A 17,325-nucleotide genomic window follows, 5' to 3' on the forward strand; every position below is an offset into this window, starting at 1 on the left:
TTGAAATATTTAACACAATGCCATGGATCACACGAAATATTCAACTCCTAGCGCTCCAATCGCCGCGTCGCCGGCCACATCGCCATGCAAAGCAGCACCATCGCCAAAGGCTGGTAACCAACATAAGGCTGGTAGGCCACACTGATCAAGGCCAACCCGCCGGCGATCAGCAGGTAATACATCAGGCCCAGCAAGGCGCCGGCCGTGCCTTGCACCTGGCGGTAGTCCCTCAACGCTTCAGCCAGCAAAGGCGGAATCGCGCAGCCGAAGGCCGCTGCGATCGCCAGTTGACTGGCCAGCAGTACGCCGACGGCCACAGGCGGAGACCATCCCGGCCAAGCGCTGGACAGTTGAACCAGCGCAGCCGCCCCGGCCGCAGCCAGCGCCGCGCGAGGCAAGCGTGCGCCGCCGCCGCGCGCCGCCAAGCGGCGGTTGACGAAGGCTCCGAACAAGCCGCCGGTGGCCACCAGCAAACCGCTGAGGCCGAACAGCCAGGCCGGCATGCCCAGCAACCGCAGCGTGAACGGCGCCAGGGTGTAAAAGCCGAACAACAACAGATTGAAACCCGCCACCAGCCACACTGTGGCCAATACCCGCGGATCGCGCGCCATTCTGACCGCCACCGCGCATAGCGCCGCCGGAGGCGGCAAATCCGCCGGCCGGGTCTCGCCGGCCAGCCTCCAGGACAGCAGCAGCAACCATGCCGCCAAGCCGCACAAGGCCGTGAACACGCCAAGATGACCGAAACCGGCCACCAACAGCGCCCCCAGCGGCGGGCCCAAGGCCGGAGACAGCGACAAGGCGGCGCTGACGGTGGCGAACACCGCCAGCAAGGCCGGGCCCTGATAGCGATCTCGCAACATGGTCTGCACCACCACCGAACCGGCGCTGGCGCCGAAAGCCAGCAATAGGCGCGCCAGCAACAGCACGGCGAAATCGCGGCTCAATACGGCCAGGACCGCGCCCGCGCCGTAGCACCCCAGAGCGGACAGCAAAGCCGGCCGTCTGCCATACACGTCGGCGCAGCGTCCCCAGCACACCACGCCGAAGGCGAAAGCCAGGAAGTAGACGCTCATCGTCAGTTGCGCCTGGCCTGGGCTGACGCGGTAAGCCTGGGCGATCTCGGTCAAGGCCGGCGCGTAAATGGTTTCGCTCAATTGCGGAAAACCCAGCAATACAATCAGCAGCGCCAGCGGCGCCGCCCGAGTCGCGGATCTCATTTTGTCCTCCTTCAAACATTGAGCACGGATTGTAGGAGGATGAAGACCTGACTATTATCGATGGATAGCCATGAAACATTGATAATCGGACAATATGCCGCGCTACCAGCCCGCCACGGCCCCGGACCCGGACCAGCTGGCCGACCCCATCGTGGGCATGGCCATAGACGCGCCGGCGCCGCACGATTCCGGCCTGCATCGCCATTGCCGCGCGCAACTGATGTACGCGGTCAGCGGCGTGCTGCAAATCCGCATCGGCCATACCCGCTGCGTGCTGCCCCCCACGATGGCCGCCTGGATTCCCTCGGGACTATGGCACCAGGCCGAAACCGGCAAGCCCTTCGCCTACCGCAGCCTGTATTTCGACCCTGCGGTCTATCCCTCTCTGCCGCGTCGGCCGCAGATCATCGCCGTCAGTCCATTGCTGCGGGAGCTGATCGTGCGGGTGGCGGAGTGGCCGTTGTCGCCGTTGGAGCCTGAGCAAGAACGGCTGGTGGAGGTATTGCTGGACGAAGCCGGCCGCGCGCCGGAGCAGGCGCTGAGTTTGCCGCTGCCGCAGGACCGACGGCTGCTGCGCATTGCCGAGCAGCTCTTGCAGCAGCCCGGCGGCGAAGCCACTTTGGAACAACTGGCGGCTCAGGCAGGCGCCAGCAGCCGCACCGTCAACAGGTTGTTCCAGCAACAGACCGGTCTTGGCTTCAGCGCCTGGAGGCGGCAACTGAAAATAATGGAAGCCAGCCGGCTACTAGCCGAGGGGGAAAGCGTAAGCAGGGTGGCGACGGAACTGGGCTATGCGCAGGACAGCGCCTTCATCGCCATGTTCCGCCGCCATGCCGGGCTCACACCCGGCCAACTCAAACGTTTACTCTGAGAATGTCTTAGAGCCTGTTCAAAATCTTGCGAGCAAGAGCGAGACAAGGCGAAAACGGCTGAGAAAGCGGAATGGTCAAGTGGTACATGAGCATTTCGAAGCGGTTTTTAACGCGGTATCGCCGCAGCGCAGCAGATTATGAACAGGTTCTTACCACCACAAATGGAAACGTTGCTTAGGCGGCAAATACATCTTGTCGCCCGGCTTGACGTCGAAAGCCTGGTAAAACGGCTCCATATTGCTGGCGGTGCCGATGGGGCGCCACAAGTCCGGCGTGTGCGGATCCGACACTAGTTGCTTGAGCGTGGCCTCGTCGCGGGTTTTGCTGCGCCAGGATTGGGCGAAGGCGATAAAGAAGCGCTGGTCGCCGCTCATGCCGTCCAGCACTGGAGCCTCCTTGCCACCCAACGCCAAATGGTAGGCTTTGTACGCCACTTCCAGGCCGGCGTTGTCGGCGATGTTCTCGCCCAGCGTCAGCTCGCCGTTGACGTAATGGCCGGTCACCGGCTGGTAACGGCCGTATTGCTTGACCAGCTTGCGCGTGGCGGCCTTGAAGCGCGCGTTGTCCGTGGCGGTCCACCAATTGCGCATATTGCCGTCGCCGTCGAATTGGCTGCCTTGGTCGTCGAAACCGTGGCTGATTTCGTGGCCGATGGTGGCCCCTATGCTGCCGTAGTTGACCGCCGGGTCGAAGCCGGGATCGAAATACGGCGCTTGCAGGATGGCGGCTGGAAACACGATCTCGTTATTGGCCGGGTTGTAATAGGCGTTGACCGTCTGCGGCGTCATGCTCCATTCCTTGCGGTCCACCGGCTGGCCTAGCTTGCCGATCATATACCGGTAGTTGAAGCTTGCGATGCGCCGCGCATTGCCGGCCAAATCGTCCGGGGACAGCTCCAGGCCCTCGTAACTCCTCCACTTGTCCGGATAGCCTATCTTCAAGGCGTATTTGGACAACTTGACATGAGCCTGCCGCTTGGTGGCCTCGCTCATCCAGTCCAGAGTGTCGATGGACTGGTCATAGGCTTTTAGCAGATTGCGCACCAGTTCGTCGGCCTGGCGCTTGGCTTCCGGCGTGAAATAGCGCGCCACGTAAAGTTTGCCCAGCGCCTCTCCCAGCCCGCTTTCCACCACGCTCACGCCGCGTTTCCAGCGCGGCCGGTTTTGCTTGCGGCCTTCCAGCGTCTTGCCGTAGAAATCGAAGTGGGCATCGACGAAGGCCGGCGTCAGGCTGGGCGCGTAGGCGTCCAGCGTGCGCGCCAGCAGATAATTGCGCAATGTGGCCGCCGATGTGGTCCGCAGCAGCGGCGCCAGCTTGCTCAGATAGCCGGGCTGATCCAAGTTCAATTGCTTGGCCGCGCCCAGGCCGGCGTCGCTCAACAAAGCCGACCAATCATAGCCCGGCTGCCGGCGAGCCAGCTCGGCCAGGCTCAGCTTGTTGTAGGTTTTCTGGATGTCGCGGTTCTCGACATTGGTCCATTGTATTTTCGCCAAGCGCGTTTCGAAAGCCAGCACATCGCGAGCGCGGCTTTGCGGCTGGTCCAGTTCAGCCAGCGCGAACAAGCGCTCCAGATACTTCAAGTAAGCCTGACGCGCGGCGGCGAAATCCGCGGATTTGCCCAGGTAGTAATCCTGGTCCATCGCCAGGCCTGACTGACCGACTCCGGCCAGATAGACGGCGGAGTCCTTGGGGTCCTGGCTGACATAGAAGCGAAACGGCGTATCCACTGGCTGATCCTGCAACCGACCCATATAACGCACCGCCTCCTCCGTCGAATTCAGGCCGGCCACCGCCCGCAGCGATTCGCGCAGCGGCTCCAGCCCGCGACGGACAATGGTGTCCTCGTCCATAAAGCTGCGGTACAAGGCGGCTATCTGACTCGCCTCCTTGCCGACGTCCGCGCCCTGACCGGCCTGCTCTATCAACTGTCGCAGCCGTTCCAGATTACGCTCCGCCAATACTTCCGCCACGCCGATAGAGGAACGCTCGGCCGGAATCTCCGCGTGCTTGAGCCAGCCCCCGTTAGCGTGCAGCGACAGATTATCCTGCACCCGCACCGCCGGATCGATGCCGTTCAAATCGATGCCGTAGCGGCCGTAGTCCAATCCGCTATCCGCCCATGCGCCGGCCGCGCACAACCAGGCCCCCAAAGGCAGCAGTCTGTTCATCTTCATGTTTTCCCCTTTGCTTTTATCGTGTTGCCTCGCGGCGGACCCTCTAACTTATCAAGGGTAAAACTCGGCCCGCAGCCTCTCCGCATACGCCACCAGATTGGGGCGCGCCGACACCAGCGCCCGCGACGGCGTTTCTCCCATGGCGTCGGTCAGCGCGCCGCTGACGAAGGCGTAGACGCTGGCGTCAATCCATGTGGCGGCGTCGCCCATGAAATAACGCCGCTCGCCCAACAAGGCTGACAGCGCCTCCACATCCGCTTCCAGCAGCCGCAAGCGCTCCGCCTCGCTGAAACGTCCCATGCCCTGCCCCCACAGATTGGCGCGCACTTTACGCCGCACCAGCGCCACCACCAATCCGCGCAGCAACGACGGCACGCCCTTGAAGAATACGCCGGGGCCGCGCTCGAAATGCGCGTCCACCATCCAACGCTCATGCACGATGCCCCAGTAGAAATGCTCTCCCAGCATACAGTCCACGCTCCAGGCCAGCGCTTTCTGCTCGGCGTTCAGGCCGGCGTCCAGCGTGATGCCATGCTTGTCCGCCAAGTGCAGGCGGATCAGCGTGGAGTCCGGCACCATCTGGCCGTCGTCGTCGATGCAGGGCAGTTTGCCCTTGGGGGCCTTGCGCATATCGCCGCGCACGCGGCGGTACGGGAGGCCGGACAGCTTAAGCAGCAGATCCGCCTTCACCACAAAGGGGCTGGGATCCATCAGGCCCATGGCCGGGCCAAACTGGTACAGGGTGATCATCAAGCGCCTCCCGCGGCCAACATGACATTGAACTGAGGCAGACTAGCACGCCGTCGGGAGCCCGCGCGAGAGGGCTGCGTGAAAAGGGGGAAGGAAGAGAGTTAATCCGCCGCGCAACGACGCAGCCAGTCCATGACCGCCCGCACCCGAGGGGACGGCGCTTGCGGCGCGCGCACCAGATAATACGCCTGTGGTCCCAGCGGCTCGAACGGCCCTAGCGGCAGCATCAGTTCGCCGCGCTCCACCCGCTCTTGAACCAGACGCCGCCGGCCCAGCGCCACTCCAGCGTGATGCGCGGCCGCCTGCGCGCACAAATCGGAACGGTCAAAACTCATGCCGCGCGACGGCAGCGCCACGCCGCGGCGGCGCGCCCACTCGCGCCATTCAGCATCGTGAGCCGCCCGCTCCCAAGCCTGGGCGTCGTGCAGCAGCAAACAATCGGCCAGGGCCGCCGGATTGCCGCGCAGGCCATGCCGGTCCGCGTACTCCGGGCTGCACACCGGCGCCACTTGCTCGTCCATCAGGCGCTGCGCATCCAGGCAGGGAAACTCGCCGGCGGAGTAATACAGCGCCAGGTCGATGTTCCAGGTGCGAAAATCCACCATCTCGTTGCCGCTGCGGATATCCAGCGCGATGCGCGGGTGGCGCTCGGCGAAATCCGCCAGCCTCGGAGCCAGCCAGCATTGCGCCAGCGAGGGCCGTGCGTACAAGGCCACCGCGCCAGCCGGTTCGGTCTCGTCCCGCGGGTTCAAAGCCGCCTCCAGTTGCGCCTGGCCGGCCAGCCAAGCCTGGTAGATGCGTTCGCCGTCCTCGCTCAAGCGCAGACTACGGGTCAGCCGCAGGAACAAGCGGGTGCCCAGCGCCCGCTCCAGCCTGGCGATGCGATGACTGACCGCGCTGGCGCTCAGGCACAATTCATCGGCGGCGCGGGCAAAGCTCAAATGCCTCGCCGCCGCCGCGAAGGTGTGCAGGTTGGACCATTGTGCGCCGTCCAGCCGAACGCCGGCGCGTGGGGGAAGGTTCAGCATGCCGCCATTATCGTTCACGCAGGCAGCCGCCGCCGGCCTTCCGCCAGATAGGCGTCCATTTCCGCCGGCGGCACCATGCCGCCGCCGGTGCCCCATACCAGATGCGCCGCGCGCGCCAGCCTCTCCGCGTTCAAGCCCATCCGCTGGCGGTAGCCCTGGGACTCGCCTAGCACCCTCAGCGGGCCCGGCATGCCGGCCAGCGCCGACGGCTCCAGCTTCAACCCCTGCTCCCGCTCCAATAAGGCCAGTAAACGGTACAGCTCGCCATCGTCCACCGTGTAATAGCCGTCTATCAAGCGTTGCATCGCCCGGCCGACAAAACCGGATGGACGCCCCACGGCCAAGCCATCGGCTGCGGTCAGATTGTCGATGCCGAAATCCTGCACCGCCACCGCCTCATGCAGCCCGGTGTAGACGCCCAACAGCATGCAGGGCGCCTGAGTGGGCTCAGCGAACAGGCAATGCACGGCGTCGCCGAAAGCCAGTTTGAGGCCGAAGGCCACCCCGCCCGGCCCGCCACCCACGCCGCAGGGCAGATACACCAGCAACGGGTGTTCCGCGTCCACCCGGACGCCCTGCTCCGCCAATTGGCCGCGCAGGCGCTCCGCCGCCACCGCGTAGCCTAGAAACAGGTTCTTCGAATTCTCGTCGTCGACAAAATGGCAGCGCGGATCGGACGCCGCCTGCTTGCGGCCTTCGGCCACCGCCACGCTGTAATCGGACGGGTACTCAACCACATTGACGCCGTGGCTGCGCAGCAAGTCTTTCTTCCACTGCCGCGCGTCCGCCGACATATGCACGCTGGCCTGGAAACCCAGCTTGGCGCTGATGATGCCGATGGACAGGCCCAAATTGCCGGTGGAGCCCACCGCCACCCGATAGCCGCTGAAGAAGGCTCGCGCCTCATCGCTGTCCAATCCGGCATAGTCGTCGCCCTCCCGCAGCAGGCCGTGACTGAGCGCCAAGGCTTCCGCGTGTTTCAGCACCTCGTAGATGCCGCCGCGCGCCTTGATGGAGCCGGAAATCGGCAGCAAATTGTCCGCCTTCAGCCACAGGCTGCCGCCCGCCTCCAAGCCGGCCTCGGCCCATAGCGCCGCGCGCATCGCCGGAATCGGCAACAGCGGCGACTCTATGATGCCGCCGCTGGCGGCAGCGTCCGGGAACACCCGCGCCAGATAGGGCGCGAAGCGGCGCAGCCGCGCGTCGGCGTCCTCGACGTCGGCCCGGCTCAAGCCCACGTCGGCCAATGCTTCCGCCGCCGGCGCCCGTGCGGGATTGAACCAGCTCAAAGGCTGCAAGGCCATCAAGGGCGTCAATAAGGGGTGGCTGGCCTGCCAGTCGGCCACGGTCTTGCCGGCAATCGTCGCTTGCATCGCGCGCTCCATGGAATCGAAGACCCGATTAAACCGCGCCGCGCCGCCGCTGGCAAAAGACGATTGCGCAAGCGACGGCTGACGCTGGATCAGCCATGCGGACTCGGGGACTTGCCACGCGCCGGGGTCCATCGCCTATGATGTGCGGATTATCCGCCGTCAGGAGTCGCCGTGCTCGCCAAGATCACCCGCCTGTTTCCGCTATGGGCCTTGCTGCTATCCGCCATCGCTTACCAGCGGCCGGCGGCGTTCACCCCCTTGCTGCCACATACCGGCCTGATGCTGGCGGTGATCATGTTCGCCATGGGACTAACGCTGACGCTGGACGATTTCAAACGGGTGCTGAGCCGGCCGGCGCCGGTATTGGCCGGACTCGGTCTGCACTATCTGGTGATGCCGCTGGCGGCCTGGGCGCTGGCGCGGCTGTTCCAGATGCCGCCGCAACTGGCCATCGGCATGATTCTGGTGGGCAGCGTCGCCAGCGGCACCGCGTCCAATGTGATCATCTATCTATCGCGCGGCGATGTGGCGCTGTCGGTCACCATCTCTTCGCTGTCCACGCTGGTGGGCGTGGTGGCCACACCCTTGCTGACCCGGCTGTACGTGGACGCGGCGATCAAGGTGGAAGTGGCGGCGATGCTGCTGAGCATTCTCCAAATCGTCATCCTGCCGATAGGGCTGGGCCTGCTGGCCCACCGTTTCTTCGCGCCTCAGGTCCGCCGGCTGGAGCCGCTGCTGCCGCTGTTGTCGATGCTGGCCATCGTCGCGCTGATCGCCGCCATCGTCGCCGGCAGCAAGAACCACATCGCCGCGGTGGGCGCGCTGACCATTGCGGCGGTAATGCTGCACAACGCCATCGGCCTGTTGGGCGGGTATTGGGGAGGACGCTTGCTGGGCTTCGACGAATCGGTATGCCGCACGCTGGCGATTGAGGTGGGCATGCAGAACTCCGGCCTGGCCGCCCAGTTGGGCAAGGCCTACTTCAGCCCGCTAGCGGCGCTGCCGGGGGCGCTGTTTTCGGTCTGGCACAATATTTCCGGCTCGCTGCTGGCCGGCTATTGGCGGGACAAGCCCGCCGAGCGGACGCCGGCCGGTGCGGAACAACACGGGTAACGATGAGACTGCGCGCGACATCGCGCCGGATCAGCTTTCCACCCGCCAATGCCCGCTCTTGCCGCCCTCTTTCTCCAGCAGCCGCACGCCGTCGATGACCATGCCGCGGTCCACCGCCTTGCACATATCGTAAATGGTCAACAGGCCGACGTTGGCGGCGGTCAGCGCCTCCATTTCCACCCCGGTCTGGCCGCTGCATTCCGCGGTGACTTCGATGCGCACGGTGTTGTCGGCCTCCAGCAGTTCGAAGTCCACCGCCACGCGGGTCAGCGCGATCGGGTGGCAGAGCGGGATCAGGTCGGCGGCTTTCTTGGACGCCATGATGGCGGCGATGCGAGCGATGCCGAGCACGTCGCCTTTTTTATGGCCGCCGCCCTTCACCAGAGCGAAGGTGGCGGGCAGCATGCGGATATGGCCTTCGGCCACCGCGCGGCGGCGGGTGTGCGCCTTGGAGCCGACGTCGACCATATGGGCCTGGCCGCCGGCATCGAAATGTGTCAATTTGGACATGGGTTCATCACTCCTCCGGCCCGCTTAGAACCTGTTTACGATCTGCTGCGCTTCGGCGATACAGCGTTGAAAACTCCCTCAAAATGCTCATGTACCACGAGTACATTCCGCTTTTTCGCTAGTTTTCGCCTTGTCTCGCTCTTGCTCGCGAGATCGTAAACAGGCTCTTAGGACAGTAGCCGGTAAATCAGCCAGAAGGCGCTGACCAGTACCACCAGGCCGCCGCTCCAGCGGGCGATTCGGCCAAGGTAGCGCAGGTAGAGCGGATTGCGGGTCAATAGATAACAGACGCCTGCCCAGCCCAACAACAGGATGGTGACGAGCAGCCACAAGCGCCAGAAGCCGAACACCGCTAGGCCACCTCCGGCAGCCGGTGGAAGCTGGACGGCGCGTCCAGCGGATCGTCGTAGCTGACGTATTCCCAGGCTTCCGGCGTTTCCAGCAGCTTGCGCAACAGCTTGTTGTTCATCGCGTGGCCGGATTTGTGGCCGGAGAAGGCGGCGATCAACGGGTGGCCGATGATGTAGAGGTCGCCGATGGCGTCCAGGATTTTATGGCGGACGAATTCATCCGGAAAGCGCAGGCCTTCCGGGTTCAGCACGTATTCGTCGTCGATGACGATGGCGTTGTCCAGGCTGCCGCCACGGCCCAGCCCGTGGTTGCGCATGTATTCTACCTCGTGCATGAAGCCGAAGGTGCGCGCGCGGCTGATCTCGTCGGTATAGGAATGGCGCGCGAAATCCACCGCCACGGTCTGCGGCGCCAGATTGAAGGCCGGATGGTTGAAGTCTATGGACAGGGTGACCTTGAAGCCGTCATGCGGCTCCAGCTTCACCCAGACGCCGCGCTCTTCCACCTCCACCGTCCGGGTGACGCGGATGAAGCGCTTCTTGGCGTTCTGCTCGGCCACGCCCGCGGTCTGCAGCAGGTAAATGAAAGGGGCGGCGGATCCGTCCATGATGGGGATTTCCGCCGCCGTGACCTCAATCACGAGGTTGTCGATGCCAAAGCCCGCCAGGGCCGACATCAAATGCTCGATCGTGCCGACACGCACGCCGGTGTCAGTCACCAGCGTGGAGGAGAGTCGCGTGTCGTTGACGAGCGATGGATCCACTTTCACCTCCACCGGCTCGGGCAAGTCGGTGCGGCGAAAGACGATCCCGGTGTCGGGCGCGGCCGGCAGCAGGGTGAGTTTCACCCGCTCGCCGGAGTGCAAACCCACACCCGTGGCGCTTATCGCTTGTTTCAGCGTGCGCTGCAATATCATGTCGGACTTCTCAAACGGATGGGAATGCCCGATTCTAGCACAGTCAAAAACCGCACTTTATTGATTGATTTGCAGTATTAAATAGCTTTCTTCTATAGCGACTCCGCCTCAGTCCGCCTGCTTGCGCAGGAAGGCCGGGATATCGTAGCTTTCGCTCACTTCCGGATTGGAGAAGTCCATGGACGGCGCGGCGCGGCGACGGCCCTGGCGCATGATGGCCGGGGTGTCGAAGTCGTCGTAGCTGACCACTTCCACCGCGCGGTCGTCGGTGCCGGTCTTCACGATCTTGATGTACTCCGGACGCTCCTCGGTGTTGCGCGCGGTCTTCTTCTGGCCCAGACCAGTAGCGATCAAGGTCACGCGGATGGTGTCTTCCGGCATGTCTTCCACTTCGGCGGTGCCGAACTTGATCTGCGCGTCTTCGTCCGCGTACTGGCGCACGATGCCCATGATTTCGCGATACTCGCTCATCTTCAGGCAACCCGGCGCGGTGGAGATGTTGACCAGCACGCCGCGCGCGCCTTCCAGAGTGATGTTGTCCAGCAGCGGGCTGGCCACGGCCTGCTCGGCGGCCACGCGGGCGCGGTCGATGCCGGAAGCGTAGGCGGAACCCATCATCGCCAGGCCCATTTCGCTCATCACGGTGCGCACGTCGGCAAAGTCGACGTTGATCAGGCCCGGGCAAGTGATGACTTCGGCAATGCCGGCCACCGCGCCCTTGAGCACATCGTCGGCGGCGCGGAAGGCTTCGCGCATGGTCACGTCGTCGCCCAGCACTTCCATCAGTTTTTCATTGGGGATCACGATCAGCGAATCGACGTGCTTTTTCAGGTCCTCGATGCCGTTCTGCGCCACTTTCATGCGCTTGCCTTCGTGCTCGAACGGACGAGTGACCACGCCCACGGTCAGGATGCCCATTTCCTTGGCCACTTCCGCCACTACCGGCGCCGCGCCGGTGCCGGTGCCGCCGCCCATGCCGGCGGTGACGAACACCATATTGGAGCCGCGCAGCATCTCGGCGATGCGCTCGCGGTCTTCCAGCGCCGCGCTGCGGCCCACTTCCGGATTGGCGCCCGCGCCCAGGCCGCGGGTCAGGTTGTTGCCCAACTGCAGTTTCTGCGGCGACTTGTTGCGCAGCAGCGACTGAGCGTCGGTATTGGCGCAGATGAATTCCACGCCGTGCACATTGCCGTCGATCATGTTGTCGATGGCGTTGCAACCGCCGCCGCCAACGCCGATGACTTTGATGATCGCCACATTGGCGGTTTCTTGCATAACTTCAAAGACCATTCCGCTCATTTTCCTCTCCTCAATAAAGATGAGCTACCTACCCGATACATCTGCCCGATCGCTATCGTGGCCAGCGTGTGCGCCGGCTGCGTAGCGCTTAGTAAAATGTTCACGATCCTGCGAGCTAAAGCGAGACCAGGCGAAAACAGCTGAAGAAGCGGAATGTACATACGGTACATGAGCATTCTGAAGCCGTTTTCAACGCCGTATCGCCGACGCGCAGCGGATCGTAAACAAACTCCTAGAAATTGCCAGCGAACCACGCCTTCATGCGCGAGAACATCTGGCCCACGCCCGCCGACTCCACCTTGGGGCCGGTATGCGTTTGAATCTGATCCTTGCCGTACAACAGCAGGCCGACGCCGGTGGAGAAGCGCGGGGTCTTCACCACTTCCGCCAGGCCGCCCACATACTTGGGCACGCCAACGCGCACCGGCATGTGGAACACTTCCTCCGCCAGCTCCACCATGCCCGGCATCAGGCTGGCGCCGCCGGTCAGCACGATGCCGGAGGACAGCAAATCCTCAAAACCGCTGCGGCGCAGTTCCTGCTGCACCAGTTGGAACAGCTCTTCCACCCGCGGCTCCACCACTTCGGCCAGCGTGGCGCGCGACATTTGACGCGGCCCGCGCTCGCCCACGCCCGGCACTTCTATCATCTGGCTGGGGTCGGCCATCGCCACCAGCGCCACCGCGTGCTGGATCTTGATGTCCTCGGCCTCCTTGGTGGGCGTGCGCAAGGCCATGGCGATGTCGTTGGTGATCTGGTCGCCGGCGATCGGTATCACCGCGGTGTGGCGGATCGCGCCGTTGGCGTACACCGCGATGTCGGTGGTGCCGCCGCCGATGTCGATCAGGCACACGCCCAGGTCTTTTTCGTCCTCCGACAGCACCGCGATGGCGGAAGCCATCGGCTGCAATACCAGGTCGGACACTTCCAGGCCGCAGCGGCGCACGCACTTGGTCACGTTCTGGGCGGCGGACACCGCGCCGGTGACGATGTGCACCTTGGCTTCCAGCCGCACTCCGCTCATGCCCAGCGGTTCGCGCACGCCTTCCTGACCGTCGATGCTGTATTCCTGAGTCAGGATGTGCAGCACCTGATGGTCCGGCGGGATGGTCACCGCGCGCGCGGTTTCAATCACGCGGTCGATGTCCATCTTGGTGACTTCGCGATCCTTGATCGCCACCATGCCGTGCGAGTTCACGCTCTTGATGTGGCTGCCGGCAATGCCGGCGAACACTTCGTGAATCTTGCAGTCGGCCATCAGCTCGGCCTCTTCCAGCGCGCGCTGGATGGCCTGCACCGTGGATTCGATGTTCACCACCATGCCGCGCTTCAAACCGCGCGACGGGGTGTGGCCCATGCCGACGATATTGAGTTGGCCGTCCTCCAGGACTTCTGCGACGATCGCCACGATCTTGGATGTGCCGATGTCGAGGCCAACCAGCATGTTCTTGCTTTCCTTTGGTTTGCTCACCTGTCGCTCCAACTGCTAATTACTTGTTTCCCTTGGCCGGCGGCGCCTTGTAATCGGGCATCCGCACGGCGAATCCATTCGGGTAGCGCATATCCACGTATTCCACGTGATACGGCAACGCCGCCAATTTGCTCTTCCAGTACTGGGCGAAGCGGCGGGCGCGCGGACTTACGTCGTTGCGTCCCAACTCCAGCTGCACCTGGTTGTCCAGCCCCACTTTCCAGGCGCGGCGGCTGGACAGCCACAGCGCCGCGGGCTTGACGCCCGCCGGAGCCAGATCCTGGCGCAGCCCGCCCAGCATTTCGCTCATGTCCTTCTCTGCCCCCGCCGGCCCGTAAAACACCGGCAGGTCCTGATCGCTGGCGGCGTCGAACCGCTCTCCTCGGGTATTGACCAGGCCGTTCTCTCCCCAGCGCGCAAGCGCCACATGCTCTTCCACCGAAATGTCCAGCGCGTCCGGCCAGCGCCGTCGCACCTGGGCATCCCGCACCCACGGCAATTTGCCGAAGGCCGCCCGCGTCTTGTCGATGTCCAGCGTGAAGAAGGTGCCGGACAGTTCATGCTCGGCAATGAACTTCAGCTGTTCCGGCGTCACGCGTTTCATGTCGCCGCGAATCTGGATCTTCTTCACCGGAAACACCGGAGCGTGCGTCAACCAGAACCCTCCTGCATACAGCAACATCAGCGCTGCGGCGGCCAGCATCAAATTGGCCAGGCCTCTTAGCAACCGATGGTTATCCCACATGCACCATATCCAGCACCTTGAGGCACAAATCCTCGTAACTGATGCCCATCGCCCGCGCCGCCATCGGCACCAGGCTGTGGCTGGTCATGCCCGGATTGGTGTTGGCTTCCAGCAAGTAAATGCCTCCGGCCTCGTCCATCAGGAAATCCACCCGGCCCCAGCCGCGGCCGCCCAATACGCGGAACGCCGCCAGCGACAGTTCGCGCGCGCGCTGTTCCAGCGCTTCGCTCAGGCCGGACGGGCAACGGTAGACGGTGTCGTCGCGGAAATACTTGGCGTCGTAGTCGTAGAACTCGGTCGCCGGCTCGATCTTGATCGTCGGATAGGCCGTGTCGCCAATCACCGCACAGGTGTACTCGCCGCCGCCGATGAATCGCTCGGCAATCACGATGCTGTCGTATTTGCGCGCCTCTTCGAACGCGGCTTTCAGTTCGCCCGGCTGCTTGACCTTGGTCACGCCGATGCTGGAGCCCTCAGTGGCCGGCTTGACGAAGATGGGCAGACCAAGCTTGGCCTCCACCGCTGCGAAGTCGCTGTTCTCGTCCAGCAGCTCGAATTCCGGGATCGGCAGGCCGGCGCCTTGCCACAACAGCTTGGTGCGCCATTTGTCCATGCAGATCGCCGCCGCCATCACCCCGCAGCCGGTATACGGCAGGCCCATGCTTTCCAGCACGCCTTGCAAGGTGCCGTCTTCTCCGAAAGGGCCGTGCAGGATGTTGAACACGCGGTCGAAGCCTTCTTCCTTCAACGCGCTCAGCGGTTGTTCCGACGGATCGAACTTGTGAGCATTCACGCCGCGGGACTGCAGGGCCTTGAGCACGCCGGCGCCGCTCATCAGCGACACTTCGCGCTCGGAGGAGCTCCCGCCCATCATCACCGCCACCTTGCCGTACTGCGTCATTGCCTTGTCCTTGTCATTCATCATCACGCGCCCGCCGCCACTTTGGCCGGCACCGCGCCGATGGAGCCCGCGCCCATGGTCACCACCACGTCGCCGTCGCGAGCCTGATCGAAAATGGTCTGCTGCATCTCGACGATGTCCTCGACGAACACCGGCTCCACCTTGCCCAAAACCCGCACCGCGCGCGCCAAGGCGCGGCCGTCGGCGGCCACAATGGGCGCTTCGCCGGCGGCGTAGACTTCGGACAGCAACAAGGCGTCCACGCTGGACAGCACTTTGACGAAGTCTTCAAACAGATCCCGGGTGCGGGTGTAGCGGTGCGGCTGGAAGGCCAGCACCAGACGCTTGTCCGGGAAGGCGCCGCGCACCGCGGCCAGCGTGGCGGCCATTTCCACCGGGTGATGGCCATAGTCGTCCACCAGGGTGAAGCTGCCGCCGTCCTTGGCCGGCACTTCGCCATAGCGCTGGAAGCGGCGGCCGACGCCGGCGAACTCGGCCAGGCCTTGCTGGATCGCTTCCACGCTGGCTCCGCACTCCAGACCGATGGCGATGGCGGACAGCGCGTTCAGCACGTTGTGGCGGCCCGGCATGTTCAGCACAACAGGAAAGCGCACTTCCTTGCCGTTCTTCACCACCACGTCGAAATGCATCTGGCCGGCCGCGGCGCGGATGTTCTCCGCGTAGATGTCGGCGGAATCGTCCAGGCCATAAGTGGTCACCGGCTTGGTGATGCGGCCTCGGATCTCGCGCACATTGGGATCGTCCACGCACAGCACCGCGCGGCCGTAAAACGGCAAGCGCTGTAGGAAGTCCACGAAAGCCTGCTTGAGCTTGTCGAAGCTGTGGTCGTAGGTGTCCATGTGATCGGCGTCGATATTGGTCACCACCGCCATCACCGGAGTCAGGTGCAAGAAGGAGGCGTCCGATTCGTCGGCCTCGGCCACCAGGAATTCGCCGGACCCCAGGCGCGCGTTGGTGCCGGCCGCGGTCAGCTTGCCGCCGATGACGAAAGTGGGATCCAAACCGGCCGCGCCCAGCACCGAGGCGGTCAGGCTGGTGGTGGTGGTCTTGCCGTGGGTGCCGGCGATGGCGATGCCCTGCTTGAAGCGCATCAGCTCAGCCAACATCAGCGCGCGAGGGATCACCGGAATTTTGTTGGCGCGCGCTTCCAGCACTTCAGGATTGTCGGACTTGACCGCAGTGGAGGTCACCACCACGTCGGCGCCATGCATATAAGTGGCGTCGTGGCCGTAGAACACGCGTATGCCCTGATCGATCAACCGCTTGCTGGTGGCGCTTTCCGCCATGTCGGAGCCGGACACGGTAAAGCCCAGGCCGTGCAGCACCTCCGCGATGCCGCACATGCCCACGCCGCCGATGCCGACGAAATGTATGTGTTTGACCCTGTGTTTCATGTCTGTGTCTCTGCTTGAGCGCTCATATGACGCCCTGTCATTCCCTGGCCAGCTGCTGGCACAGGTCGGCCACCCGGCCGGCCGCGCCGGAATGGGCCAGCGCGCGCGCGCGTTCGGCCTTGTCCAGCAACTGGTCTCTATCCAAACCCGCCAACAAGCCCGCAAGCCCATCGGCGTTCAATTCTTTCTGCGGCAGATGCCAGGCCGCGCCGGCCTTCGCCATCCACTCGGCGTTGTCGCGCTGATGGCCGGTGGTGGACACCACCAGCGGCACCAGCACGCTGGGGACCCCGGCCGCGCACAATTCGCTGACCGTGATCGCGCCAGCGCGGCAAATCACCAAATCGCATTCGGCCAGGCGCTTTGGCATGTCGTCGACGAAGGGCAACAATTCCACCTGATCCCGCAAGCCAGCGGCCTTATAAGCCGCTTCGACCGCGGCGAAATTCGCCTCGCCGGTCTGATGCGTCAATTGCGGCCGCTTGTCCGCCGGTAACTTGGCCATCGCCTGCGGCAAGGTGTCATTCAAAACCTTGGCGCCCAGGCTGCCCCCCACCACCAACACCTTCAGCGGGCCGCCGCGGCCGGCAAAACGCTCAGCCGGCGCGGCGATGCTCTCGATCTCGCCTCGCACCGGATTACCGGTGACCAGCGCCTTGCCGTTGCGCGCCGCGTCCCCATCGAAACCGCAGACCAGTTTCTTGGCGAACGGCAGCAAGGCTTTATTGCTCAACAACAGGCCGGCGTCGGCGTTGACCAAGACCAGCGGCTTCCACAGCAGGCCAGCCATCACGCCGCCGGGCAGGCAGACATAGCCGCCCATGCCCAGCACCACGTCCGGGCGATGGCGGAAAATCTGCGCCGCGCTGCTGAAGAAAGCGCCAAGCAGCTGCAAAGCGCCCTTGGCAGAACCCAACAGGCCCTTGCCGCGCACGCCGTGGAAATTCAGCCGTTCCAGCGGAATGCCGGTGGGCGGCACCAACTTGTTCTCCATGCCGCGCCGGGTGCCCAGCCACACCACATTCCAGCCCCGGCTTTGCAATTCCTTGGCCACGGCAAGGCCGGGGACGATGTGTCCACCCGTACCAGCCGCCATCACCATGACCGTGCGATTCGCCATCTCTAATCCGTTCCGTTAACTCTCGTTGCCGCGCATCGTGCGCCGGTTTTCGCTTCGCCCTTCGGGC

At 64.1% G+C, this 17,325-nt stretch carries 16 protein-coding genes; 2 read left to right on the plus strand and 14 right to left on the minus strand.

All coding sequences use genetic code 11. The features are described from left to right. Positions 1–47: 47 nt before the first annotated feature. Complete coding sequence (locus DXT74_RS01170; RefSeq protein ID WP_194427120.1) at positions 48–1,220, minus strand: MFS transporter; 1,173 nt, start codon at positions 1,218–1,220, stop codon at positions 48–50. Between the two features lie 94 nt (positions 1,221–1,314). Between DXT74_RS01170 and DXT74_RS01175 the strand changes: the two genes are divergently transcribed. Continuing rightward, complete coding sequence (locus DXT74_RS01175) at positions 1,315–2,091, plus strand: helix-turn-helix domain-containing protein (RefSeq protein ID WP_194427121.1); 777 nt, start codon at positions 1,315–1,317, stop codon at positions 2,089–2,091. A 150-nt stretch (positions 2,092–2,241) separates the two neighbouring features. On the opposite strand, the gene DXT74_RS01180 is transcribed toward DXT74_RS01175, so the two are convergent. The 4 genes from DXT74_RS01180 to dsdA all read right to left on the minus strand — a co-directional run bounded on the left by DXT74_RS01180 (position 2,242) and on the right by dsdA (position 7,417). Further along, on the minus strand, positions 2,242–4,266 hold the full coding sequence (locus DXT74_RS01180; RefSeq protein WP_231138252.1) for a M13 family metallopeptidase: 2,025 nt from the start codon (positions 4,264–4,266) through the stop codon (positions 2,242–2,244). Positions 4,267–4,317: 51 nt separating this feature from the next. Further along, entirely contained in the window at positions 4,318–5,016 is a 699-nt protein-coding gene (locus tag DXT74_RS01185) for a glutathione S-transferase family protein (RefSeq protein WP_081574407.1), read from the minus strand. A gap of 101 nt (positions 5,017–5,117) precedes the next feature. Next, positions 5,118–6,044, minus strand: a complete 927-nt coding sequence (dsdC, locus tag DXT74_RS01190; RefSeq protein ID WP_194427122.1) for a DNA-binding transcriptional regulator DsdC — start codon at positions 6,042–6,044, stop codon at positions 5,118–5,120. Positions 6,045–6,058: 14 nt separating this feature from the next. Next, entirely contained in the window at positions 6,059–7,417 is a 1,359-nt protein-coding gene (dsdA, locus tag DXT74_RS01195; RefSeq protein WP_194427123.1) for a D-serine ammonia-lyase, read from the minus strand. A gap of 171 nt (positions 7,418–7,588) precedes the next feature. Here dsdA and DXT74_RS01200 point away from each other — a divergent pair, with 171 nt between their 5' ends. Next, a complete protein-coding gene (locus DXT74_RS01200) occupies positions 7,589–8,530 on the plus strand; it encodes a bile acid:sodium symporter family protein (RefSeq protein ID WP_114152707.1) in 942 nt (313 codons plus the stop codon). Between the two features lie 30 nt (positions 8,531–8,560). Here the strand turns inward: DXT74_RS01200 and moaC are convergent, their stop codons facing one another. The 9 genes from moaC to murG all read right to left on the minus strand — a co-directional run bounded on the left by moaC (position 8,561) and on the right by murG (position 17,258). Continuing rightward, positions 8,561–9,040 carry a cyclic pyranopterin monophosphate synthase MoaC gene (moaC, locus tag DXT74_RS01205; RefSeq protein ID WP_194427124.1) on the minus strand — a complete coding sequence of 160 codons (480 nt, stop codon included), beginning with the start codon at positions 9,038–9,040 and terminating at the stop codon, positions 8,561–8,563. Between the two features lie 167 nt (positions 9,041–9,207). Next, entirely contained in the window at positions 9,208–9,390 is a 183-nt protein-coding gene (locus tag DXT74_RS01210) for a hypothetical protein (protein WP_019102328.1), read from the minus strand. Positions 9,391–9,392: 2 nt separating this feature from the next. Further along, a complete protein-coding gene (gene lpxC, locus DXT74_RS01215; protein ID WP_043635701.1) occupies positions 9,393–10,304 on the minus strand; it encodes a UDP-3-O-acyl-N-acetylglucosamine deacetylase in 912 nt (303 codons plus the stop codon). 111 nt (positions 10,305–10,415) lie between these two features. Then, a complete protein-coding gene (gene ftsZ / locus DXT74_RS01220; protein WP_039755403.1) occupies positions 10,416–11,606 on the minus strand; it encodes a cell division protein FtsZ in 1,191 nt (396 codons plus the stop codon). 232 nt (positions 11,607–11,838) lie between these two features. Next, positions 11,839–13,050 carry a cell division protein FtsA gene (gene ftsA, locus DXT74_RS01225; protein ID WP_196783868.1) on the minus strand — a complete coding sequence of 404 codons (1,212 nt, stop codon included), beginning with the start codon at positions 13,048–13,050 and terminating at the stop codon, positions 11,839–11,841. A gap of 46 nt (positions 13,051–13,096) precedes the next feature. Then, positions 13,097–13,822, minus strand: a complete 726-nt coding sequence (locus tag DXT74_RS01230) for a cell division protein FtsQ/DivIB (protein WP_019102324.1) — start codon at positions 13,820–13,822, stop codon at positions 13,097–13,099. After that, a complete protein-coding gene (locus DXT74_RS01235; protein WP_194428022.1) occupies positions 13,812–14,723 on the minus strand; it encodes a D-alanine--D-alanine ligase in 912 nt (303 codons plus the stop codon). Before DXT74_RS01235 ends, DXT74_RS01230 begins: the two co-directional genes overlap by 11 nt. Before the next feature lie 23 nt (positions 14,724–14,746). Next, entirely contained in the window at positions 14,747–16,138 is a 1,392-nt protein-coding gene (murC, locus tag DXT74_RS01240) for a UDP-N-acetylmuramate--L-alanine ligase (RefSeq protein ID WP_043635495.1), read from the minus strand. A 37-nt stretch (positions 16,139–16,175) separates the two neighbouring features. Next, a complete protein-coding gene (murG, locus tag DXT74_RS01245) occupies positions 16,176–17,258 on the minus strand; it encodes an undecaprenyldiphospho-muramoylpentapeptide beta-N-acetylglucosaminyltransferase (protein WP_194427125.1) in 1,083 nt (360 codons plus the stop codon). Between the last annotated feature and the right edge of the window lie 67 nt (positions 17,259–17,325).

It is taken from the genome of Chromobacterium sp. Rain0013 (genome assembly GCF_015291765.1).
GTDB classification, from domain to species: Bacteria; Pseudomonadota; Gammaproteobacteria; order Burkholderiales; family Chromobacteriaceae; genus Chromobacterium; species Chromobacterium haemolyticum.